The organism is Polynucleobacter sp. MWH-S4W17 (assembly GCF_018687535.1).
Taxonomy (GTDB): Bacteria; Pseudomonadota; Gammaproteobacteria; order Burkholderiales; family Burkholderiaceae; genus Polynucleobacter.
In genome coordinates, this window is record NZ_CP061295.1 from 1,682,053 (window position 1) to 1,704,852 (window position 22,800).

Genomic DNA, 22,800 nt, shown 5'->3' on the forward strand with positions numbered 1-22,800 from the left:
AACGGTAAGAACGGACCACCCATGTCAATCCATTTCGGCTCCAAAAAAGTAACTAAGGCTGTATTTCCTGTTGCGGGATTTGGTACGCGCTTTTTGCCCGCCACTAAAGCCAGCCCAAAAGAAATGCTCAATGTGGTGGACAAGCCGCTGATTCAGTACGCGGTAGATGAGGCTGTTGCGGCCGGTATTACAGAGCTCATTTTCGTGACGGGCCGTAGCAAACGCGCGATTGAAGATCACTTTGATAAAGCCTACGAGCTAGAGGCAGCGCTAGAAGCGAAGAACAAACAGGACCTCCTCCAACTTGTTCGCAGTGTTAAACCCGACAATGTGGACTGCATCTACATTAGACAAGCCGAACCATTGGGATTAGGTCATGCAGTTCTCTGCGCCGCCCGGGTAGTGGGTGACGAGCCGTTTGCAGTGATCTTAGCTGATGACCTTTTGGATGGTCAGCCACCAGTACTTTCACAAATGCTCAAAGTATATGAAGAGCAAGAAGGATCGGTATTGGCAGTAGAAAAAATCGACCCCGCCAAAAGTAGCTCATATGGAATTGTCTCGGGGGATGAGGTTAGCAAAGGTATTTATCGCCTCAATGGCATTGTCGAGAAACCGAAGCCAATAGATGCGCCTTCTGACCTCGCGGTAGTTGGGCGCTATGTGCTCTCAGCAAAGATTTTTGATCACATTCGTAATGTGAAGCCTGGCGCCGGCGGAGAAATTCAACTCACCGATGCCATTGCTGCATTACTAAAAGAAGAGCCTGTATTCGCTTACGAATATGATGGCGTTCGCTATGACTGCGGTAGTAAGTTGGGCTACCTCAAAGCTTCTGTAGATTTTGCTCTACGGCACAAAGAAGTTGGCGAAGAATTCGCTGAGTATTTAAGAGGCTGGTCTTTAAAGTAACCCTCCGAGGCTAGATATGCAAAAGGCAGAGATGAGTCTCTGCCTTTTTGTTTAGTCCCCTACCAAGAAGTATGAACGCCAGACTATTTCTTACCTACGCTTCATAAAGAAAACCAGTACATCACCTTCCGTAGTGCTTGCAAGCAACTCATTTCCAGTTTGCTTAGCAAATGCAGGGAAGTCATGAGCGGCGCCCGCATCGGTTGCCTTAATCTTTAAGACTTCACCTGACTGCATCGTTGCCAATGCTTTTTTAGTACGCAAGATAGGCAATGGGCAGTTCATACCAATCGCATCTACCTCTGCATTAAAAGCAATATTCACTGGTTCACTCATTTGCTTGCTATCCAGTCTTTAACGCCACTTAAGGCCACACCCAACTTGCTAGGATCAGTTCCGCCGGCCATTGCCATTTCCGGTTTGCCGCCACCTTTACCGCCCACTTGTTGGGCAACAAAGTTCACGAGATCGCCTGCCTTTACTTTGCCAATCGAATCAGCAGTCACACCAGCAATCAAACTCACCTTGTCGCCCTGGACCGAAGCCAACACAATAGCAGCGGTTTTCAGCTTTGCCTTAAGAGCATCCATTGTTTCGCGCAATACCCCTGCATCGGCGCCATCAAGTCGTGCAGCAAGGACTTTGATGCCATTCACATCAATGGCTTGACCCGCCAACTCATCTCCCTGGCTTGCCGCTAACTTAGAGTTCACTTTTTCTAATTCGCGCTCCGCTTGACGCAGGCTTTCTTGAAGTTGCGTAACGCGATTAACCAAATCACCAGGATGGGTTTTGAGAATCGCCGCAGCTTCATTAATTTTGTCTTCTAAACCTTGCAAGAAATGCAGCGCGTTATTACCAGTAACAGCCTCAACACGGCGGATGCCGGCTGCAACACCGCCCTCCGAAACAATCTTCAAGCTGCCGATATCACCAGTACGTCCTACGTGAGTACCGCCACAAAGTTCTTTAGAAGAACCTATCTCCAGTACTCGCACTTCTTCGCCGTACTTCTCGCCAAACAACATCATGGCTCCAGTCTTTTGCGCATCATCCAAAGACATGACTTTGCCTGAAGTGGCTGTGTTTTCCAGAATCTCTTGGTTTACGATATCTTCAATACGGCGAATTTGCTCAGCAGTAATAGGCGCATTGTGCGTAAAGTCAAAACGGGTCTTAGTGGCATCTACCAGTGACCCTTTTTGTTGCACATGATCTCCCAGTACTTCACGCAAGGCTTTGTGCAAGATATGAGTAGCACTATGGTTGCGCATCGTATCGGTTCTTTGCTGGGTATCTACTAGAGCATTGATCGTATCACCTACTTTGAGCTCACCCTCAAGCACTTCACCCTGGTGACCAAATACATCAGCCTGAATCTTGAAGGTATCTTCCACTGCAAAACGAATACTTTCGTTGCGCAGCTCACCTTTGTCCCCTACTTGGCCACCAGATTCAGCATAAAAAGGGGTGTTATCCAAAACAATCACGGCCGCATCGCCCGCCTTCACTGACGGAACGGCAGAACCATCCACATAAAGCGCAGTCACTTTGGCGCCATCATGCTTTAAGGTGTCATAACCATGAAACTGCGTAGGTTGGCCCTTGTAATCTAGGCCCTGAGCCACCTTGAATTTGCCTGCGGCTCTTGCTTGATCGCGTTGCTTCTGCATCGCTATTTCAAAGCCATCTGCATCAACAGTGACACCACGTTCACGACAAACGTCAGCCGTTAAATCCAACGGGAATCCAAAAGTGTCATGTAAACGGAAAGCAGTTTCTCCGTCGACTACTTTTGCGCCGCCAGCTAAAGCACCATCCAAAATTTCCATGCCATTGGCAATCGTTTGGAAGAAGCGCTCTTCTTCTTGCTTAATAACTTCGCTGACTTTATCTTGTGCGGTGCGCAACTCCGGATAGGCTTCGCCCATCTCTTTAACGAGCGCAGGAACCAACTGATAGAAGAATGGTTTACGTGCACCCAGCTTATAACCATGACGAATCGCGCGACGTGCAATGCGGCGTAATACATAACCACGACCAGCATTACCTGGAATGACACCATCAACGACAATAAAGCTACATGCGCGAATATGATCTGCAATCACTTTGAGTGATGGGCTTTGTGCGTCACAATTCTCGCCACCAGCAGCATCTACAGCCCCCTTGGAAGCTTTGAGGAGATTGACAAAGAGGTCAATTTCATAATTGGAGTGAACATGCTGCAAGACTGCTGCAATACGCTCAAGACCCATGCCTGTATCAACACTAGGCTTAGGTAGCGGATGCATTACACCGGCCTCGTCACGGTTGTACTGCATGAAGACGTTATTCCAAATTTCGATGAAGCGGTCACCATCTTCATTAGGACTTCCAGGAGGACCTCCAGGAATATGTTCGCCGTGATCGTAGAATATTTCAGTGCAAGGTCCGCAAGGACCTGTATCACCCATCATCCAAAAATTATCAGATGCGTAACGCGCGCCCTTGTTATCTCCAATGCGAATAATGCGATCGGCGGGCACACCAATTTGCTTATTCCAAATGTCATAAGCCTCGTCATCTTCAGCATAGACAGTGACTAGGAGTTTTTCTTTTGGCAACTTGAAAACTAGGGTCAATAAATCCCAGGCAAATTGAATAGCGTCCTTCTTGAAATAATCTCCAAAAGAGAAATTTCCTAACATTTCAAAAAAGGTATGGTGACGCGCGGTATATCCGACGTTATCCAAGTCATTGTGTTTTCCACCGGCCCGGATGCACTTCTGGGCAGTCGTCGCGCGGTTATATGGGCGCTTATCGAAGCCCAAAAACACATCTTTAAATTGATTCATGCCTGCATTAGTAAATAGCAGGGTTGGGTCATCCCCCGGCACTACTGGGCTGGAAGGGACGATTTGGTGACCTTTTTGGGCAAAGAAGTCCAGATAGGCTTGGCGAATTTGGGAGACTTTCATGGCAATAATTATCGCATTGGCACCTCTCTAGGGCAAACCCTAGACAAGATCCCCATATCCTGCCTTACAATCGCTCAACATCAATAAATCGACAAATAAGTCGGTAATTAAGGAGCGCAACTTGGAAATCCGCAATCAAAAAGATTTTGGGGCTGGCCTAATGTATATGGTCATTGGCCTTTTTTTTACCATCATGGCTACCCAGTACCCAATGGGAACTGCCGCCAAAATGGGGCCTGGATACTTTCCCTTCTGGCTAGGCCTAGTAATGACAGCCTTGGGTTTACTTATCTTAGTGAAGTCACTCAGCGCTAAAGCAGCGATTGAAAAAATCCCTCCTTTCAATTGGAAGGTCATTGGGCTCATTACAGGATCTGTCATTGCATACGGCGTCCTTTTGCCAACGATGGGTTTTATCGTAGCCGTGTTCGTTTTGGTGTTTATGTCAGCCAGCGCAAGTCATGAATTTCATTGGAAAGGCACTTTAATCAATGCCACATTTCTAATTGTTTTCACTTATTCGGTATTCGTTTTGGGTCTGAAATTACAGTTCCCATTACTGCCTTTCTTTCTTCAATAACGTACCGGGATACTGAAAATGGACTTATTTGCTAATTTAGCTCTCGGTTTCGATACCGCGTTTACATTACAAAATCTTCTTTACTGCCTGATCGGCTGCGTATTGGGAACCCTGATTGGTGTACTGCCAGGCTTGGGTCCAATCGCCACGATTGCAATGCTGTTGCCAGCTACTTATGCCTTGCCTCCAATCGCAGCATTGATTATGTTGGCTGGTATTTACTACGGCTCACAGTACGGCGGCTCTACAACAGCAATTCTGTTGAACATCCCAGGAGAAACATCCTCGGTGGTGACGGCGATTGATGGCTACCAAATGGCCAGAAATGGTCGAGCTGGTGTTGCATTGTTCACCGCCGGCATGGGCTCATTCTTTGCTGGTTGCGTTGCAACTTTGGTATTGGCTGCATTTGCTGCACCACTCTCACAGCTGGCATTTAAGTTTGGTCCAGCAGAATACTTCTCCCTCATGGTTCTCGGTTTGATCGGCGCAGTTGTGTTGGCATCAGGATCCTTGATCAAAGCGATTGGCATGATTGTCTTAGGTCTCTTAATGGGCCTAATCGGCACTGACGTTAACTCTGGTGTTTCGCGTTATGCGTTTGATATTCCTGAATTAAGTGACGGTATTGGTTTCGTTGCTGTTGCTATGGGCGTATTCGGTTTCGCAGAAATCATGGGCAACCTTGAGAAGACGGATGAGGATGAAGGTTTCCTCAATAAGATGACCACCATGATTCCTACCAAGGAAGACGTCAAGCGCATGATTCCTTCCATCCTGCGCGGCACAACGATTGGTTCGATTCTTGGAATCTTGCCAGGCGGCGGCGCAGCACTTGCCGCATTTGGCGCTTACTCTGTTGAGAAAAAATCATCCAAGTACAGCCATGAGTTTGGTAAAGGCGCTATTGAGGGTGTTGCTGGTCCTGAATCAGCCAATAACGCTGCTGCTCAAACCTCATTTATTCCATTGTTGACTTTGGGTATTCCACCAAATGCAGTGATGGCCTTGATGGTTGGTGCGATGACTATTCACAATATTCAACCAGGTCCTCAGGTAATGACCAGCAACCCAGCTTTGTTCTGGGGTCTGATCGCCTCCATGTGGATTGGTAACGTCATGTTGATTCTCTTGAACTTGCCCTTGATTGGTATCTGGGTAAAGTTACTGAAGATTCCTTATCGCTTCATGTACCCAGCCATTCTGGTTTTCTGCTGTATCGGCGTCTATACCGTAAACAACACCGTGTTTGATGTATACGTGACCGCTGCCTTCGGCATCATTGGTTACCTCTTCTTCAAACTGGGTTGCGAACCGCCTCCATTGCTTTTGGGCTTCGTACTTGGACCAATGATGGAAGAGAACTTCCGCCGCGCTCTATTGCTATCTCGTGGTGATTTCACCACCTTCCTGACTCGTCCACTTTCCTTGGGATTACTGATTGCATCAGCACTCTTGGTGGTCATGGTTACCTTGCCGGCAGTCAAGAAGACTCGCGAAGAAGCATTTGTCGAAGACTGATAGTTTTACACCTCACAGAAATGAGCCCGCAGCTGTTTGCGGGCTTTTTCTTTATGGGCTGAGGGTTTTCTCTACAATGTGGCAATGTCCCAAGATAGCAAACCTTCCAAAGCAAATACCGGCGCTGTAGCCGAACCGTCTAATTTCTTGCGCCAGATCATCGATCATGATTTGGCAAGCGGGGCTCTTGCACAGCGCACTAACTTAGCTGGGGAGCCCATCCCATCGATCATCACCCGCTTTCCGCCTGAACCTAATGGCTACCTGCATATTGGTCACGCTAAAAGTATTTGCCTCAATTTTGGTTTAGCAGCTGATTACAACAATCAAGCTGGGGGTGCGCGCTGCAATATGCGCCTAGACGACACCAACCCAGTTAAAGAGGATGTGGAATACGCCGACAGCATTTTGGATGCAGTGAAATGGCTAGGTTTTGATTGGGGAACCCACCTTTATCACGCAAGCGACTACTTTGACAAACTATATGAGTTTGCTGAAATTTTGATTCAGAATGGCAAAGCGTATGTCGATAGCCAAAGTGCTGATGATATTCATACCAATCGCGGTAACTTTGGCCAAGCCGGAAAAAATAGCCCTTATCGCGATCGCAGCCCAGAAGAAAATCTCTCCTTATTTCGTGAAATGCGTGCCGGGAAGTTCAGGGATGGCGAGCATGTATTGCGACTGAAAATTGACATGGCGCATCCCAACATCGTGATGCGTGATCCCGTGGTTTACCGTATCCGCCATACCGATCACCACCGCACGGGCAGCAAATGGTGTATTTACCCTTTATATGACTTCACACATTGCATCTCAGACGCATTGGAGAATGTCTCTCACTCTATCTGCACGCTAGAGTTCGAGAACAACCGTCCCTTGTACGATTGGATTGTGAACTCATTAAAAGAATTGGGTGTCTTTAAAGACCCAGTGCCACATCAATATGAGTTCGCACGCCTCAACCTGACTTACACCATCACCAGTAAACGTAAGTTACTGCAGCTTGTAGAAGAAAAGCATGTTGAGGGTTGGGATGATCCTCGAATGCCAACCATCGTCGGCATCCGTCGCCGCGGCTATACGCCAGAAAGTATTCGTCTGTTCTGCGAGCGCATTGGTGTCTCTAAAGCTGATAGCTGGATTGATATGAGCACCCTTGATCAAGCATTACGTGATGATCTAGAAGTCAGAGCTCCACGCGCTACTGCAGTACTCAAGCCACTCAAGCTCGTAGTGGAAAACTTTGATGCCTTAGCAAAAGAGGCTTGTTCTGCGCCGCGTCATCCCAATCACCCAGAGTGGGGTAATCGTGAATTTCATTTCACGCGCGATCTATGGATTGAAGCGGATGACTTTATGAAGGAACCCATCAAGGGATTCTTCAGACTATATCCACCGATTGGAGATCAGCCAGGTAGCCGTGTTCGCTTACGCCATGGCTTTGTAGTGGAATGCACTGGTTTTGAAACCGATGCACAAGGAAATGTCACCCAAGTCAACGTGACACACTTTCCCGATAGCAAGAGCGGTACTGCTGGCTCCAATAACTACAAGGTCAAGGGCAATATTCACTGGATCAGCGCGGCTGAAGCGATTCCTGCAGAAGTGCGTCTATATGATCACCTGTTTAGCGACCCCCACCCAGATAGTGGTGACAAGAATTTCTTAGAAGCAATCAATCCCCACTCTAAGCAAACGATTTCTGCCTACTTAGAGCCCAGCATGAAAGATGCCACAGCGGAAGATTGTTTCCAGTTTGAACGTCACGGCTACTTTGTTGCCGACAAGAATGACTCCAAACCTGGCAAGCCAGTATTTAACCGTACGGTTGGCCTCAAGGATTCTTGGAAATAGTTTTTAGAAAATGTCCTACGCTGGGATAGCGTAGTGGTGTTTTTAATTCCGGCAAGCGCTGATTGGTCACTCTGCGTGACTCACGCATAAAGGACCAAAGCATCGGACTGACGATTTTTTGTAACTCGTTACCAGGCAATCGAGCCGGTCTTTCTAGCCCAAAGGCATCGGCCACTTCATCAAAGTAATCACCCATTTTGGTCTCACCGCCATCACAGGCATTAATGATGCGCTGAGGCTTGCCATAGTAGACCGCTGCGCAGACTAGCCTCGCTAAGTCATCGCTGTGAATATGATTCGAATAAGCGTCTTCTTCTGGCAGTAATGCGGGTGTTTGCGCCTGAAGCCTCTCAATCGGTAAGCGGTCGGCTGCATAAATTCCCGGGACGCGCAAAATTGTCAAAGCTACTCCATGGGCGGGCGCCCATAAACGGAGAATTCTCTCGGCATCAACCCTTCTTTGGGCTCGCTCGCTTTGGGGGCTTACTGGGGTAGCCTCACTCACCTTTCCACCCCTATGATCACCGTAAACACCGGTAGTGCTGATATAGATCAGGCGCCTGACGGCATTGGAGCCTTGGGCTAAAATTCGGAGAAGGTTGCGGGTTCGGCAATCACGATTTCCACCATTTTGAGGTGGCGCTAGATGAATGACGGTTTGAGCTAAACCGCTAAGGCGCCATAAAGACTCTGGATGATCCAGATTACCCAAAACAGGAATCGCGCCAACCGCCCTCAACTCCTGAAAGCGATTTTGTTGAGAAGTGAGCGCAAAGACACGGTGGCTTCGCGACATTTGTTTAGCTACCCGAAGACCGATGTCTCCGCAGCCAATAATCAGGATTGAAGGCTTACCAAAAGATTGCATAAGTAACATCGTAACGATTTATTGAAAGGAATGAGAGTGTCTTATCAGGTCACGCTCAAAACGAGCGGCAAACAATTCACCGTCAATCCAGATGAGAATCTCCTGGAGGCTGCTCTTCGTCAAGCCATCAACCTGCCCTATGGCTGCAAAAATGGTGCTTGCGGCTCCTGCAAAGGTAAAGTTCTAGAAGGTCAAGTCACCCATGGTCAGCATAGTGAAAGCGCCCTGAGCAAGGCCGATGAGACTGCGGGTGGCATTCTATTTTGCTGCTCCCATCCCCAATCAGACCTGCTGATTGAAGCTCGTGAAGTCCAAGGGGCGGGTGATATTGCGATTCGCAAAGTGCCATGCCGAGTCAACGCGATTACCAAACCTAGTGATGATGTCGCCATTCTCAAGCTGCAACTACCCGCTGCAGAGCGCTTTCAATTCTTGGCTGGGCAGTATTTGGAGTTTCTCCTTAAGGATGGCCAACGCCGCGCTTACTCAATCGCCAACGTGCCCGAGCAAGAAGGTCCGCTGGAGTTGCACATTCGTCATTTGCCAGGCGGCCTGTTTACTGACTTTGTATTTGGCGCCGTCACACCCGCATTAAAAGAAAAAGACATTCTTCGTTTTGAAGGCCCCTTGGGGAGCTTTTTCTTGAGAGAAGATTCCAAAAAACCAATTATCTTTGTTGCCGCTGGCACAGGTTTTGCTCCAATCAAATCGATCATTGAGCAAATGCAAGCAAAGAAGATAGAAAGACCCATTCACCTCTATTGGGGTGGACGTCGCCCTAGTGACTTGTATTTAGATGACTTGTGCAAAGCCTGGGAAAAAGAAATTGCCGACTTTAAATACATCCCAGTGATTTCGGACGCCTTGGCTGAAGACGCCTGGCAAGGTCGCACTGGCTTTGTGCATCAAGCTGTTATGGCGGACCATCCTGATATGAAAGGTTTCCAGATCTATGCCTGTGGCGCCCCAGTCATGGTCAATGCTGCCAGAAATGACTTCTTAGCCAAGTGTCAACTGCCAGAGGAAGAGTTCTTTGCTGACTCCTTCACCAGCGCTGCTGATTTAGCCACCGCATAAGTCCTGTGCCATAAAACCTATTCGGTTAGATAATAGAAACTTCATTTCACCCTGTCACCCTCACCCCTTAAATCAGCATGAATAAGACAACCCAGACGATCGATACCCACTCAGTCATGTTTATTACACCGCGCCCTGATGTGATCATGGTCGAAGGTAAGGGTTCATGGCTCACTGATAACAATGGGAAACGCTATTTGGATTTCTTGCAAGGCTGGGCCGTGAATTGCTTAGGTCACTGCAACCCAGGAATGATTGAGGCGCTCAATAAGCAAGCAAAGACACTCATTAACCCTAGTCCGGCATTTTTTAACGAGCCGATGATTGGCTTATCGAATCTACTGACTGAAAACAGCTGTTTTGACAAAGTCTTCTTTGCCAATAGCGGAGCTGAAGCGAATGAAGGCGCCATTAAGTTAGCGCGCAAATGGGGTCAACTCAATAAATCTGGCGCATTTGAGATCATCACGTTTGATCACAGCTTTCATGGCCGCACACTAGCAACGATGAGTGCTTCCGGAAAGCCAAACTGGGACACGATGTTTGCCCCACAAGTGGCGGGCTTTCCGAAGGCGGATTTGAATGATTTGGAATCCGTTAAAAAACTCGTAACCGACAAAACCGTTGCAGTCATGCTTGAACCTGTTCAAGGTGAAGGTGGCGTGATTCCAGCGACTCAAGAATTTATGCGTGGGCTACGTAAATTCACCAAAGAAAATAATATTCTGTTAATTGCCGATGAAGTGCAGGCTGGTTGCGGACGTACCGGTACGCTCTTTGCTTACCAAAACTATGGCATTGAGCCAGACATCATGACCTTGGGCAAAGGGATTGGTGGAGGCGTTCCTTTGGCAGCCCTATTAGCAACTGATGCGGTAGCTTGCTTTGTACCTGGCGATCAAGGTGGGACCTATAACGGCAACCCACTCATGACTGCTGTAGGTATTAGCGTCATTGAGCAACTACTAGCTCCAGGATTTTTGGACAGCGTTAAAGCCAAAGGTGCATTACTCAAGTCTGAATTACTCAAGCTTTGCGCAGAATTTAATCTTGAAGGTGAGCGTGGCGAAGGATTGCTACGCGCATTGATGCTTGGAAAAGATATTGGCCCAAAACTGGTTGATCTTGCCAGGGATCGCAGTCCTGAAGGCTTGTTGATTAATTCACCAAGACGAAACTTGTTACGCTTTATGCCTGCTTTAAATGTATCGGACGATGAAATTCGTGAGATGTGCAATATGCTGCGTGAGCTGCTAAAGCAAGTTGGCTAAGCTCTACCCAATTAGGTTTTTAGGTAGAGAGAAAGTCACTTCCTCTATTACTCCATCAAGCGCCCTTACCTGTCTAGGGCCAAACTCCTGAATTTGGCTAACAATCGATTGCGCCAAGCTCTCCGGCGCTGATGCGCCCGCAGTTAAACCAACCCGTTTTTTACCAGCAAACCATTCTGGCTTGAGCTGTTCCGGAGCGTCCACCATGTAAGACGGAACGCCAAGCTTTTCAGAAAGCTCACGCAGGCGATTGGAGTTCGAGCTTGTCGCACTTCCCACCACAATAACGACCTCAACCTGAGGCGCCATGAATTTCACAGCATCTTGACGATTCTGAGTGGCATAACAAATATCTTGTTTGCGGGGCTGAACAATATTGGGAAACTTCATCGTTAGCGCATCGACAATTTCTTTTGTCTCATCTACTGAGAGTGTTGTCTGGGTAACAAATGCAATCTTTTCATCTGCCGGGAAAGGCAAAGAGCCCACATCGCCAACTTTTTCGATTAAGAAAACGCCTTCTTTCACCTGCCCCATCGTTCCTTCAACTTCAGGATGTCCAGCATGACCAATCATCAATACCGTGAAGCCATCTTTACACATCTTGACAACCTCAAGGTGAACCTTGGTAACCAGCGGGCATGTAGCGTCATACACCTGCAAACCTCGCGCTTCAGCATCCCTACGAACTTCCTGAGAAACGCCATGAGCACTAAATACAACAATGCCCCCTTTGGGAACATCATGCAATTCATCTACGAATACCGCACCCTTCTCGCGCAACTCATTGACTACATAAGCGTTGTGCACAATTTCATGGCGCACATATATTGGTGCACCAAAACGAATGAGTGCCTCGTTGACGATATTGATAGCACGATCTACGCCCGCGCAAAAACCACGCGGCTGAGCCATCAAAATTTCTGGGTTATTAAAGTCGCTCATGGTTTACAAAATCGCCACAATCTCTGCTTCAAAAGTTACCGGTCTGCCTGCCAATGGGTGATTAAAGTCAAACCAAGCGCCCTCTTCATTGATCGATTGCAGCACGCCTGCATATTGAGCGCCACCAGGCGCGTTGAACTCAATCACATCCCCCGGATTAAATTCCACGTCGTCATCGCGACCTTCTTTAAGCGCCTTCAAAGATACCCATTGCACTAAATCCTCTTTGCGCTCACCAAAACTTTCTTCCGGCGCTAGCAATGCACTTTTTTTCTCACCAATACCCAAGCCCAACAATACATTCTCAAAGCAAGGAGCAAATTGTCCAGACCCCATCAAAACCGTCGCAGGACGATCGACAAAAGTGTTGATGTAATCCTCCCCACTGGGCAAAGTGAGCCGATAGTTGAGGGTCAGATAGGAATTAGGCAAAACAGTAAGCTTAGTCATAAGGTGATTGTATCTAGGCCTGCGCTGGCTGTGCATTCCCCCATTACGGGCTGGCCAAAAAATGAGCAGCCTCGAGAAAAACTGCGCTTAAATGGCGCAGCGTCACTTTCTGATGCAGAACTACTTGCCATCTTTTTGCGGGTTGGGGTTAAGGGTAAAAGTGCTGTTGCACTAGCTAAAGATCTACTGCATCACTTTGGGAGCCTCCCTCGACTATTGGCCAGCACCCCCGAAGAATTCACACGCCTCCATGGCATGGGGCTTTCCAAATGGTCTCAAATTCAGGCGGCATATGAGCTAGTTAAGAGAAGTCTAGAGGATGGCTTGACCCATGACCCTATCTTTTCATCGCCCAACCATGTCAGGGAGTTCTTGCAGGCCAAAATTGGCCGTCTCCCCCATGAGGTCTTTCTGTGTCTCTACTTAGACTCCCGGCTTCACCTGATTGAGTGTGATGAGCTTTTTAGGGGGTCTATTACCCAAACAGCCATCTACCCCCGTGAAATCCTAAAAGAAGCCCTTGCTAAAAATGCTAGCGCCCTCATCGTGGCCCACAACCACCCCAGTGGCAATCCATTACCGAGCGAAGCAGATCAAAAACTCACCAAAGTATTAGCAAATGCCTTGCAACTGGTAGATATTCAGCTCTTGGATCACTGTATTGTGAGTGGCAGCGGTTTTTTCTCTTTTTCTGACTCTGGGCTTATGGATATTGGTCTTAAATGATAGTAAATGCTAACTTGATAGGTAATTTTCTACCTAGATACCCCCTTTATACTGAATTCCCCCCAAACAAAGCCATTTAGGGCTAGCCGAAAATAGGCTGAGACTGATACAATCTTCTTTTTTCGCAATTAATGGAGTTATGTCATGGCAAAAGTTTGCCAAGTCACTGGGAAGAAGCCGATGGTTGGCAACAATGTATCCCATGCAAACAATAAAACGAAGCGTCGCTTTTTGCCGAATTTGCAAAATCGTCGTTTCTGGGTTGAATCTGAAAACCGTTGGATTAGCTTGCGCTTAACCAATGCTGGTTTGCGCGTTATCGACAAGAACGGCATCGATGCTGTGTTGTCTGATCTTCGTGCACGTGGCGAAATTTAAGGAGCGCACAAATGGCTAAAGGCGGCAGAGAAAAAATCAAGTTAGAGTCATCAGCAGGTACTGGTCACTTCTATACAACTTCAAAAAACAAGCGTACAAAGCCTGAGAAAATGGAGATCATGAAATTCGATCCAACCATTCGCAAGCACGTTGCTTACAAAGAAACAAAGCTGAAGTAATTTTTACTTCAAGCAATAAAAAACCCGCTGAAGTAGCGGGTTTTTTATTGCCTAGAAATTCTTCCAAGCGCTTGGTTTGCAATTTATCTTTAGGCGTAACGACGCAATCTCAAAGAGAACTCACGCAGACTTGTTAAGCCACTGTCTTCAGCGCGCTGACACCAAGCATGCAGCTGAGAAAGTAATTGCTCTTTAGTGCTGTTGGAGCGACCCCAGATAGCCTGTAGCTCACGACGCATCTCAATCATTTTGCGTAGCTGAGCATTACTCGCCATGAGCTCTTCAAGCTTTGCTTTCTCTTGCTCAGTTAAACGAGATTCATCCTTAGCTAGCCAAGTACGCGCATCACTTAAATGCGTTGCCAAGACTTGCATGTGCTGCACTTCATTGCCAAAGAAGTTACGCAATGTCTTGCTATAACGAGCCATGATTTCATAACGGTTTGCAATGATAGCCTCTAGGGTGCTTTGATCAGCAGGACGCAAATCGCTTAGTACCGGCTTAGGCGGCGTCTTCTTCACAGTAGCCAAGCCAACTGCGCTCATGATCTGAATATACATCCAACCAATATCGAACTCATACCACTTGTTCGACAGCTTCGCACTCGTTGCAAAGGTGTGATGATTATTGTGCAGCTCTTCGCCACCAATCAAAATACCCCAAGGCACAATGTTTCGGGAAGCATCTTCGCAATCAAAATTACGATAGCCCCAGAAGTGACCAACACCATTAATGATGCCGGCTGCGGTAATTGGAATCCAGAGCATTTGCACTGCCCAAACTGTTAGGCCAACCGCGCCAAACAAAAACACATCGATGATGAGCATGATGGCAACGCCCTGCCAAGAAAACTTAGAGTAGATGTTGTGCTCGATCCAGTCATCTGGAGTACCGTGACCAAATTTATTCAAGGTCTCTTGATTGGCCGCTTCTTTTTTATAGAGCTCAGCGCCACGAGAGAGCACTGTATTGATACCCAAAACCTGTGGGCTATGAGGATCATCAACTGTTTCACATTTAGCGTGATGTTTGCGATGGATGGCCGCCCACTCTTTGGTAACCATGCCGGTTGTTAGCCAAAGCCACAAACGGAAGAAGTGAGAAACAATGGGATGCAGATCCAAAGCCCGGTGGGCTTGGCAGCGGTGCAAGAAAATCGTTACCGCAGCAATCGTGATGTGCGTAACGATTAAGGTGAAAACAACTATCTTCCACCAAGACCAATCCAAATATCCATTAGCAAGCCAATGGAGGAACAAATCAAAACCTGAAGCTGTATTCAAAAGGGAATCCCTAAAGAGGTCTAAAACTTTATTTTAGTTCTTTAGGGGCCTTCTTGTTTTTGACCTTAGTCTCTTTTTGAGGGTCTTTTTCTGACTCGGCAACTGGGGCAGCAGCTTTTTTCTGGAATACAGCCCCAAAAAAGCCATCGGTTCCATGAATATGGGGCCATAACTGCCACCAAGGATTATCCGAGCTACAACCTACTGGTAATTTATCCTTAGGAAACAATGGCTTAAGAGCTTCAGCTGCCGGAACAGCCTCAAATTGAGGATGTTTTGCCAGAAAATCTTCGGCAATAGCTTGATTCTCCTGGGGTAACAGGCTGCAGGTGGCATAAACCAAGCGTCCGCCTGGTTTTAGCAAGCGCGCAGCAGAGGCCAAGATATTCATCTGCTTCTGATTGAGCTCCAAGACTCCAGCGGGGGTCTGGCGCCATTTCAGGTCGGGATTGCGGCGCAAGGTACCCATGCCACTACAAGGGGCATCCACTAGGACACGATCAATCTTGCCGGCCAAGCGTTTGATCTTGGCGTCATTCTCACTATCAATCCACACTGGATGCACATTAGAAAGGCCACTACGGGCCTGCCTTGGCTTCAAATTCGCTAAACGACGCTCTGATGTATCTAAAGCATACAAACGCCCTGTAGAGCGCATGATCGCCCCAATCGCCAAAGTCTTGCCGCCAGCTCCAGCGCAAAAGTCAACAACCATCTCACCACGTTTAGGTGCAAGTAAGTAAGCCAAAAGCTGACTACCCTCATCTTGAACTTCAAACATACCGGCTTTAAAACCAGCAGTATTTTGCAGAGCAGGTTTGCCCATAATGCGCACGCCATCAGGCGCGTAAGGAGTTGGAATTGCTTGATAGCGACCGCCCAATGCATTCATCTGCACAAGCAGTTCTTCGCGATTGGTTTTCATGGTGTTCGCACGTAAATCTAACAGTGCTGGATGCATTAATGACTTAGCCAACTCTTCACGAGTCTCTTCACCGGGATATTTTCCAAATGCATCCCATAACCACTCTGGCAAATTGTTGCGCACGAGAGGATTTAATGCCGAAGGATCAACCGTTGCAAAACGTTGCAGCCACTCATATTCACCAGGCTTTAGAACGTGTGCCAAGTCGGCGATAGCGCTCTCTGCACGATTAGCAGAACCCAATCCACCCTCCGACAGAGCAGATAGCAAACCCAATAGGGCTAAGCGTCTAGGCTGAGAGCCTTCGCCGCTCGAAGCAAATTGAGAGAACTCATTTTTACGACGCAAAATGGCGAACGCACTCTCAGCAATCAAAGCACGATCGCGATTTCCTAGTTGTTTTTCTTCTCTGAAATAACGACTGACTACTCGGTCAGCTGGCTGTTCAAAACTCAGCAATTCGGGAAGTAAGCGCTCAAGATGAATTGCATGCTGCGGCAATGCTTTTGCATTGGAAAAATTCTTTTGGCCTTCTGGCGCAATTAAATTACCACTGGCATTGCGACGCTCAGGACGACGCAGCGGATCTTTCGATTTCGTTGCATAACTTTTATGGGGGGCTAGTCTGCTGCCAGATCTGCGGGGTGGACGTTCTGCACTCATAATTTAAAAAATTGCGACTCCGGGGGTTGTAACTTCACTTGATTACCTTCTATGCGCAATCGTCCATCGAGGAACCATTTTACGGCCCGCGGGTAAATTTGATGCTCAGCAGCTAAAACACGAGCGGCCAAGGTGTCTGCATCGTCACTTTCCAGCACTGGAACTGAGGCCTGACAAATTATCGGACCCTCATCCACACCCTCATTCACGAAGTGCACGGTGGCACCATGCTCCTTCACGCCAGCCTCTAGAGCCCGCTCGTGGGTATGTAAACCGGGGAAGGCGGGCAACAAGGCTGGATGGATATTGATCAAGCGACCCTCAAAATGGCGAATAAAGCCTGGAGTCAAAATTCTCATAAAGCCTGCAAGAACCACCAAATCAGCCCCTAAGGCATCAATCTGCGCAATTAAGGCAGCATCAAAGGATTCACGGGTCGCGTGCTCTTTATGCTCAATGGTAAAGGCCGGAATACCCTGCGAGCGAGCAAAATCAAGGCCCTTAGCCGCCGAGTGATTCGCTATAACCCCAGCAAAAGTGACTGGCCATTGCTCTTTTTGAGCTATTTTGACGATGGCCTCGAAATTAGATCCGCGGCCGGAGATTAAGGTGACGATAGAAGGCATGCCCACAATATAATTGATGGCTACCCTGAAAGCGATTTTGTGAACGTATTCCGTGGCCCCACCCAGTTTTCTGCAGGACCTGCTTGTGCCCTAACCATCGGTAATTTCGATGGCGTGCACAGGGGTCATCGCGCCCTGCTCAAGGAGTTGGTTGATGGCGCCAAGGATCAAGGTCTGGTTAGTTGCGTAATGACCTTTGAGCCACATCCAAAAGAATTCTTTTCACCCGAACAAGCCCCTCCCCGCATTCTGAATTTGCGAGACAAATTAGCCGCACTTGCCGAACTTGGTATAGATCGTGTTGTTGTAGAGCACTTCAACTCTGCTTTTGCCAAACTGTCGCCCGAAGAATTTGTTTCAGAAATTATTGTCAAACGACTGAACGCTAAATGGATTTTGATTGGTGATGATTTTTGCTATGGCGCAAAACGTGCAGGGAACTTTGCCAGCTTGAAAGCTGCTGGTGAAAAATATGGCTTTAAAGTCTCTAGCATCCAAACCATTCAAGAAAATGGTGAGCGTATTTCTAGTTCTGCACTACGCACTGCGCTAGCTTGTGGTGATATGCAGTTAGCGGAAAAATTGTTAGGTCGTCCTTATGGAATTTCTGGCCACGTGATTCATGGTCAACAGCTTGGACGTCAGCTTGGATTCCCCACTTTGAATTTAGCAGTTGCCAATCATCTCCACCATCGCAAGCCAGCAACCACTGGGATATTTACTGCACAGGTTTTAGGTCTAACCGATAACCCCCTTCCAGCAGTGGCTAGCCTGGGCGTCAGACCAACAGTAGAAGATGAAGGCAGAGTGTTGCTGGAAACTCACATCTTTGATTACAACGCGGATGTTTACGGAAAAATTATCACCGTAGAGCTATTAGAAAAAATCCGTGATGAGGCGAAGTACCCAGACCTCGAAACCCTTACACAAGCGATTGCAGCAGATGCAGCGCATGCCAGAAATTATTTCCAGAAAAAAGCTTATGTCTGAAAAAGAAAACTCTTATCCCGTTAATCTTCTAGATACCTCCTTCCCAATGCGAGGAGATTTAGCTAAGCGCGAACCACAATGGGTCGCTGGCTGGCAAAAGAATAAGCTCTACGAAAAGATTCGTGCGGCCCATGTCAATCAACCAAAGTTCATCTTACATGATGGCCCTCCTTATGCAAATGGCGATATTCATATCGGACACGCAGTAAACAAGATTTTGAAAGACATGATTGTCAAATCACGCTGGCTCATGGGTTTTGACTCTGTTTATGTACCCGGCTGGGATTGTCATGGCATGCCGATTGAAATTCAGATTGAAAAAGAGTTTGGTAAAAATTTACCAACTGCTGAAGTGCAAGCTAAAGCGCGTGCCTATGCTCATGTTCAAGTTGAAAAACAGAAGAAAGATTTTGAACGCTTAGGTGTATTAGGTGATTGGAATAACCCCTACCTCACTATGAACTTCCGCAATGAGGCTGATGAAATTCGCGCCCTTGGGAAAATCTGGGAAAAAGGATATGTCTTCCGTGGCTTGAAACCAGTGAACTGGTGCTTTGATTGTGGCTCCGCACTAGCTGAAGCCGAAGTAGAGTACCAAGATAAAACCGATCCCACGGTGGATGTAGGTTTTGCCTTTGATGATGCGCAGCGCCCACAGCTGGCAAAAGTATTTGGACTTGCTGAGCTACCAAACAAACCAGGCCAAATTGTCATTTGGACAACAACCCCTTGGACCATTCCTGCTAACCAGGCAATGAATGTCCATCCAGAGCTCACTTACGCATTAGTTGATGTTGGTGACAAGTTACTGATTCTGGCAAAAGACCGCGTTGAAATCTGTTTGCAAGACTATGCCCTAGAAGGCAAAGTCATTGCCACCTGTACTGGCAGCCAGCTTGCAAATATCTCCTTCTGGCATCCATTAGCCCCATTGCACGAAGGCTATAAGCGTCTCTCCCCAATTTATCCTGCTGAGTACGTTACTTTGGATACTGGTACTGGCATCGTTCACTCCGCTCCTGCATATGGCGAGGAAGACTTTAAATCTTGCAAAGCCAATAAGCTTGCTGATAAGGACATTCTGAATCCAGTCATGGGCAATGGAGTGTACGCATCATGGTTGCCGCTATTCGCCAATGAATACATCTGGAAAGCAAACCCGAAGATTGTTGAAGCAATGCGCGAAGCAGGCAGCCTTCTGCGTGATAAAACGTATACCCACTCTTATATGCATTGCTGGCGTCATAAATCCCCAATTATTTATCGCGCAACCTCACAATGGTTTGCAAGCATGGATAAGAAGCCGTCTGATGGCAAAGCCAGTTTGCGCGAGACTGCATTAGCAGGGATCGATAGCACTGAGTTCTTCCCAGCATGGGGCAAACAACGCTTAAGCAGCATGATTGCCAATCGCCCTGATTGGACTTTGTCACGTCAGCGCCAATGGGGCGTGCCAATGGTGTTCTTTGTACACAAGGAAAGTGGTGAGCCACATCCACGCACTGTTGAACTGCTCGAAGAAATCGCTAAGCGCGTGGAAAAAGAAGGTATTGAAGCCTGGCAAAAATTGGAAGTTGCCGAGCTTCTGGGCGAAGAAGCTGCACAGTATGAAAAGAACCGTGACACCCTAGATGTCTGGTTTGATTCTGGAACAACCCATTGGCATGTCATTCGTGGATCGCACCGTGATGAGTTATTAACCGCTGACGCAGAAACACCCAACGGTCGCTTGGCTGATTTATATCTCGAGGGTTCAGACCAACATCGCGGCTGGTTCCACTCCTCCTTGTTAACGGGCGCCATGCTCGATGGCAAACCACCATATAAAGCACTCCTTACGCATGGCTTTACCGTCGATGGTCAAGGCCGTAAGATGAGTAAATCGGTGGGTAATGTCATTGCGCCCCAACAAGTTGCCGACAAGCTTGGTGCTGAGATTATTCGCCTCTGGGTTGCCTCTACAGACTACTCTGGCGAAATGACGATCTCAGACGAGATTCTCAAACGCGTTACCGAGAGCTATCGTCGTATTCGCAATACTTTGCGCTTCTTATTGGCTAACCTATCAGATTTTGATCCTAGCAAGCACACGATGCCTTCTGGGCAGTGGCTTGAGATTGATCGCTACGCAGTTGCTCTTGCCAATCAATTGCAGAGCGATACTGAAGCGCATTACAAAGCATATGAATTCCAACCAGCAGTAGCTCGCATACTATCCTTCTGCTCCGAGGATTTGGGCGGCTTCTATTTGGATATTCTGAAGGACCGCCTCTACACGAACGCACCCGACTCTCCTGACCGCCGCGCTGCTCAGAACGCCCTATTCCATATCACCCGCAATCTCTTAAAATGGCTATCACCATTCCTCTCCTTCACCGCAGAGGAAGCCTGGAAAGACTTCCCCCATGGTTCAGGCAGCAAGCCTGCAGAATCAATCTTTATGGAAGAGTTTGGCAAGTTCCCTGAGATTGCTCATGCTGAGGAATTGCTTGCCAAGTGGAATCGTATACGTGAAATTCGCTCCGAAGTGACTAAGGCAATTGAGCTTGAGCGCGAAGCAGGTAATGTAGGCTCATCATTGCAAGCTGAACTCACGATCAAAGTCAGTGATGTTGATTTCGCTATCCTGCACTCATTAGAGGATGATTTACGCTTTGTAACCATCACCTCTGGCGCCAATATAGAACTAAATAATGAGGGGTTAGAAGTTTTGGTACGTGGTAGCCAATATAAAAAATGTGGACGCTGCTGGCATCACACCAAAGAAGTAGGAAGCAATGCCGATCACCCAGAATTATGTGGTCGCTGCATTAGCAACTTGTTTGGTGATGGCAATCATCGCCTCTTCGCTTGAGTAGTAACTATATGAAAAGTCTTGCACTACCTCGTTATCTAGCAATTGCTGTCATCATGCTATTGCTAGATCAACTTAGCAAGTGGTCGGCGCTCATTAATTTGCAAATGGGCACTCCTGAACCGGTTCTTCCTTTTCTAAACTGGTTGCTTCTCTTTAATCCTGGCGCAGCATTTTCATTTCTGGCGCAAGGCTCTGGTTGGCAGCGCTGGTTCTTCACCATTCTTGGGCTAGCGGCATCCGTTTACATTATTTGGATGCTATATAAAAACCAAAGCGATAAGCTACTCTGCATAGCCTTAAGCTTCATTCTGGGTGGCGCACTTGGTAATGTCTTAGATCGCGTGATGTATGGTGCTGTAGTCGACTTTATTGACTTACATTATGGCAATTGGCATTGGCCCGCATTTAATGTGGCCGATAGCGCCATCTGTATCGGTGCAACCCTCATTATTTGGGGTGAATTACGCAAGTCATTTGGCAAATCTGCCCAATCCCATTAAGCTGGCGCCATGCAATCACTTATTAATAAGAAGATCGTTCTCGGAATCTCTGGTGGGATAGCGGCCTATAAAGCCCCTGAGCTTGCACGTCAACTCATGCAAGAAGGCGCATCCGTACAAGTAGTGATGACCGAGGCTGCACAGCAATTTGTGACCCCTGTAACTATGCAAGCCCTCACAGGTAATCCGGTTTACTTGAGTCAATGGGATAGCACCATTCCAAACAATATGGCGCACATTGAGTTATCACGTTCTGCAGATGCCATTCTGATTGCCCCTGCAAGCGCTGATCTCATGGCCAAGCTTTCTCTGGGCTTAGCTGATGACTTATTGACCTCCTTATGCCTTGCAAGAGATTGCTCTCTATTGCTCACGCCGGCCATGAACAAGCAGATGTGGGAGCATGCGGCCACCCAAAGAAGCGTCAAACGACTTGCAGACGATGGCGTTATCCTTCTTGGGCCTGCCAGCGGCTTCCAAGCTTGTGGCGAAGTGGGCATGGGCAGAATGCTTGAGCCTACAGAAATCACTGAGCAAGTCATTGCCTTCTTTCAGAAAAAAGTATTGGCCGGTAAAAAAGTATTAATTACTGCAGGCCCCACATTTGAAGCAATTGATCCAGTGCGCGGCATTACCAATCACAGCTCGGGCAAGATGGGTTTTGCTATTGCAAGAGCTGCTGTTGAGGCTGGTGCCCAAGTCCATTTAATTGCTGGACCGTGTGACATCAATACTCCGCTTGAAGCTACTGGAAAAATTACTCGTACCAATGTCGTTAGCGCCAAAGAAATGCATGCAGCCACTCTGAACGCAGCTGACTGCGATATTTTCTTTGCAGTCGCCGCCGTCGCTGACTGGGGTATTGCCAAGCCTGCCAAAGAAAAGATGAAACGCCAAGGTAACCAAGCACCTCATTTAGAGTTTTCAGCTAACCCAGACATTCTGCTTGATGTTGCTAAGACAGTGAAAACTAAAGGTGGTAAGCCATACCCCTATTGCGTAGGCTTTGCAGCAGAGTCAACGGATCTAGAAAAGCATGCCGATGAGAAGCGCCAGCGCAAAGGTATCCCAATGATTGTTGGCAACATTGGTCCCGATACATTCGGCAGCGACCTCAATCAATTGCTCGTGATTGACACCAGCGGCAGCAAAAAAATTGCTAAAGCAGAAAAGCTTCAGCTTGCACGTCAACTCATTGCGCTAGTTGCTAAGAAAATTTAAATCCCCGTTTTAGG

General features: G+C 47.6%; 21 protein-coding genes. 13 read left to right on the forward strand and 8 right to left on the reverse strand.

Going from position 1 to position 22,800, the window contains the following annotated elements; genetic code table 11:
- The first annotated feature begins 21 nt into the window (after nucleotides 1-21).
- Complete coding sequence (gene galU, locus C2755_RS08425) at nucleotides 22-912, forward strand: UTP--glucose-1-phosphate uridylyltransferase GalU (protein ID WP_215320851.1); 891 nt, start codon at nucleotides 22-24, stop codon at nucleotides 910-912.
- A gap of 90 nt (nucleotides 913-1,002) precedes the next feature.
- Here the strand turns inward: galU and C2755_RS08430 are convergent, their stop codons facing one another.
- Nucleotides 1,003-1,248, reverse strand: coding sequence for a sulfurtransferase TusA family protein (locus tag C2755_RS08430; RefSeq protein WP_216860890.1), 246 nt, complete (start codon nucleotides 1,246-1,248; stop codon nucleotides 1,003-1,005).
- Nucleotides 1,245-3,869 (reverse strand): alanine--tRNA ligase, encoded by a 2,625-nt coding sequence (gene alaS / locus C2755_RS08435; RefSeq protein ID WP_215320853.1) that lies wholly within the window; start codon nucleotides 3,867-3,869, stop codon nucleotides 1,245-1,247. Before alaS ends, C2755_RS08430 begins: the two co-directional genes overlap by 4 nt.
- A gap of 121 nt (nucleotides 3,870-3,990) precedes the next feature.
- Here alaS and C2755_RS08440 point away from each other — a divergent pair, with 121 nt between their 5' ends.
- From C2755_RS08440 to C2755_RS08450, 3 genes are all read left to right on the forward strand, one after another.
- Entirely contained in the window at nucleotides 3,991-4,449 is a 459-nt protein-coding gene (locus C2755_RS08440) for a tripartite tricarboxylate transporter TctB family protein (protein WP_215320855.1), read from the forward strand.
- An 18-nt stretch (nucleotides 4,450-4,467) separates the two neighbouring features.
- Entirely contained in the window at nucleotides 4,468-5,970 is a 1,503-nt protein-coding gene (locus C2755_RS08445) for a tripartite tricarboxylate transporter permease (protein WP_215320857.1), read from the forward strand.
- A gap of 84 nt (nucleotides 5,971-6,054) precedes the next feature.
- Entirely contained in the window at nucleotides 6,055-7,827 is a 1,773-nt protein-coding gene (locus tag C2755_RS08450; protein ID WP_215320859.1) for a glutamine--tRNA ligase/YqeY domain fusion protein, read from the forward strand.
- Here C2755_RS08450 and C2755_RS08455 read toward each other — a convergent pair.
- A complete protein-coding gene (locus C2755_RS08455) occupies nucleotides 7,808-8,695 on the reverse strand; it encodes an SDR family oxidoreductase (RefSeq protein WP_215322351.1) in 888 nt (295 codons plus the stop codon). The two genes, C2755_RS08450 and C2755_RS08455, sit on opposite strands and share 20 nt — an antisense overlap.
- A 36-nt stretch (nucleotides 8,696-8,731) precedes the next feature.
- Here C2755_RS08455 and C2755_RS08460 point away from each other — a divergent pair, with 36 nt between their 5' ends.
- Nucleotides 8,732-9,772, forward strand: a complete 1,041-nt coding sequence (locus C2755_RS08460; RefSeq protein WP_215320860.1) for a CDP-6-deoxy-delta-3,4-glucoseen reductase — start codon at nucleotides 8,732-8,734, stop codon at nucleotides 9,770-9,772.
- A gap of 77 nt (nucleotides 9,773-9,849) precedes the next feature.
- Complete coding sequence (locus C2755_RS08465; RefSeq protein WP_215320862.1) at nucleotides 9,850-11,043, forward strand: acetylornithine transaminase; 1,194 nt, start codon at nucleotides 9,850-9,852, stop codon at nucleotides 11,041-11,043.
- 3 nt (nucleotides 11,044-11,046) lie between these two features.
- Here C2755_RS08465 and ispH read toward each other — a convergent pair whose 3' ends face one another.
- Together ispH and C2755_RS08475 are read right to left on the reverse strand one after the other, a co-directional pair.
- On the reverse strand, nucleotides 11,047-11,988 hold the full coding sequence (ispH, locus tag C2755_RS08470; protein ID WP_215320864.1) for a 4-hydroxy-3-methylbut-2-enyl diphosphate reductase: 942 nt from the start codon (nucleotides 11,986-11,988) through the stop codon (nucleotides 11,047-11,049).
- Nucleotides 11,989-11,991: 3 nt separating this feature from the next.
- Complete coding sequence (locus C2755_RS08475) at nucleotides 11,992-12,438, reverse strand: peptidylprolyl isomerase (protein WP_215320866.1); 447 nt, start codon at nucleotides 12,436-12,438, stop codon at nucleotides 11,992-11,994.
- 3 nt (nucleotides 12,439-12,441) lie between these two features.
- Here C2755_RS08475 and radC point away from each other — a divergent pair, with 3 nt between their 5' ends.
- The 3 genes from radC to rpmG all read left to right on the forward strand — a co-directional run bounded on the left by radC (nucleotide 12,442) and on the right by rpmG (nucleotide 13,721).
- Complete coding sequence (radC, locus tag C2755_RS08480) at nucleotides 12,442-13,164, forward strand: DNA repair protein RadC (RefSeq protein WP_215320869.1); 723 nt, start codon at nucleotides 12,442-12,444, stop codon at nucleotides 13,162-13,164.
- Between the two features lie 144 nt (nucleotides 13,165-13,308).
- Nucleotides 13,309-13,542 (forward strand): 50S ribosomal protein L28, encoded by a 234-nt coding sequence (rpmB, locus tag C2755_RS08485; protein WP_011903570.1) that lies wholly within the window; start codon nucleotides 13,309-13,311, stop codon nucleotides 13,540-13,542.
- 11 nt (nucleotides 13,543-13,553) lie between these two features.
- On the forward strand, nucleotides 13,554-13,721 hold the full coding sequence (gene rpmG, locus C2755_RS08490) for a 50S ribosomal protein L33 (protein WP_015421876.1): 168 nt from the start codon (nucleotides 13,554-13,556) through the stop codon (nucleotides 13,719-13,721).
- Between the two features lie 89 nt (nucleotides 13,722-13,810).
- Here the strand turns inward: rpmG and C2755_RS08495 are convergent, their stop codons facing one another.
- The 3 genes from C2755_RS08495 to purN are packed head-to-tail and all read right to left on the reverse strand — an operon-like array spanning nucleotide 13,811 to nucleotide 17,218.
- Nucleotides 13,811-15,004, reverse strand: coding sequence for an acyl-CoA desaturase (locus C2755_RS08495; protein ID WP_215320871.1), 1,194 nt, complete (start codon nucleotides 15,002-15,004; stop codon nucleotides 13,811-13,813).
- A 28-nt stretch (nucleotides 15,005-15,032) separates the two neighbouring features.
- The gene (locus C2755_RS08500; RefSeq protein ID WP_215320873.1) at nucleotides 15,033-16,592 is read right to left on the reverse strand and encodes an RsmB/NOP family class I SAM-dependent RNA methyltransferase; all 1,560 of its coding nucleotides are present in this window, start codon (nucleotides 16,590-16,592) and stop codon (nucleotides 15,033-15,035) included.
- Nucleotides 16,589-17,218, reverse strand: a complete 630-nt coding sequence (purN, locus tag C2755_RS08505) for a phosphoribosylglycinamide formyltransferase (protein WP_215320875.1) — start codon at nucleotides 17,216-17,218, stop codon at nucleotides 16,589-16,591. The genes C2755_RS08500 and purN overlap by 4 nt, the downstream gene beginning before the upstream one ends.
- A 39-nt stretch (nucleotides 17,219-17,257) precedes the next feature.
- Here purN and C2755_RS08510 point away from each other — a divergent pair, with 39 nt between their 5' ends.
- From C2755_RS08510 to coaBC, 4 genes are read left to right on the forward strand one after another with little or no spacing between them, the layout of a single operon-like run.
- Nucleotides 17,258-18,208, forward strand: a complete 951-nt coding sequence (locus C2755_RS08510) for a bifunctional riboflavin kinase/FAD synthetase (RefSeq protein WP_215320877.1) — start codon at nucleotides 17,258-17,260, stop codon at nucleotides 18,206-18,208.
- Complete coding sequence (gene ileS, locus C2755_RS08515; RefSeq protein WP_371816850.1) at nucleotides 18,183-21,062, forward strand: isoleucine--tRNA ligase; 2,880 nt, start codon at nucleotides 18,183-18,185, stop codon at nucleotides 21,060-21,062. The genes C2755_RS08510 and ileS overlap by 26 nt, the downstream gene beginning before the upstream one ends.
- 11 nt (nucleotides 21,063-21,073) lie before the next feature.
- Nucleotides 21,074-21,565, forward strand: a complete 492-nt coding sequence (gene lspA / locus C2755_RS08520) for a signal peptidase II (RefSeq protein ID WP_215320881.1) — start codon at nucleotides 21,074-21,076, stop codon at nucleotides 21,563-21,565.
- Nucleotides 21,566-21,574: 9 nt separating this feature from the next.
- Nucleotides 21,575-22,786: a bifunctional phosphopantothenoylcysteine decarboxylase/phosphopantothenate--cysteine ligase CoaBC gene (gene coaBC, locus C2755_RS08525; protein WP_215320883.1), complete on the forward strand. Its 1,212-nt coding sequence runs from the start codon at nucleotides 21,575-21,577 to the stop codon at nucleotides 22,784-22,786.
- The last annotated feature ends 14 nt before the right edge of the window (nucleotides 22,787-22,800 follow it).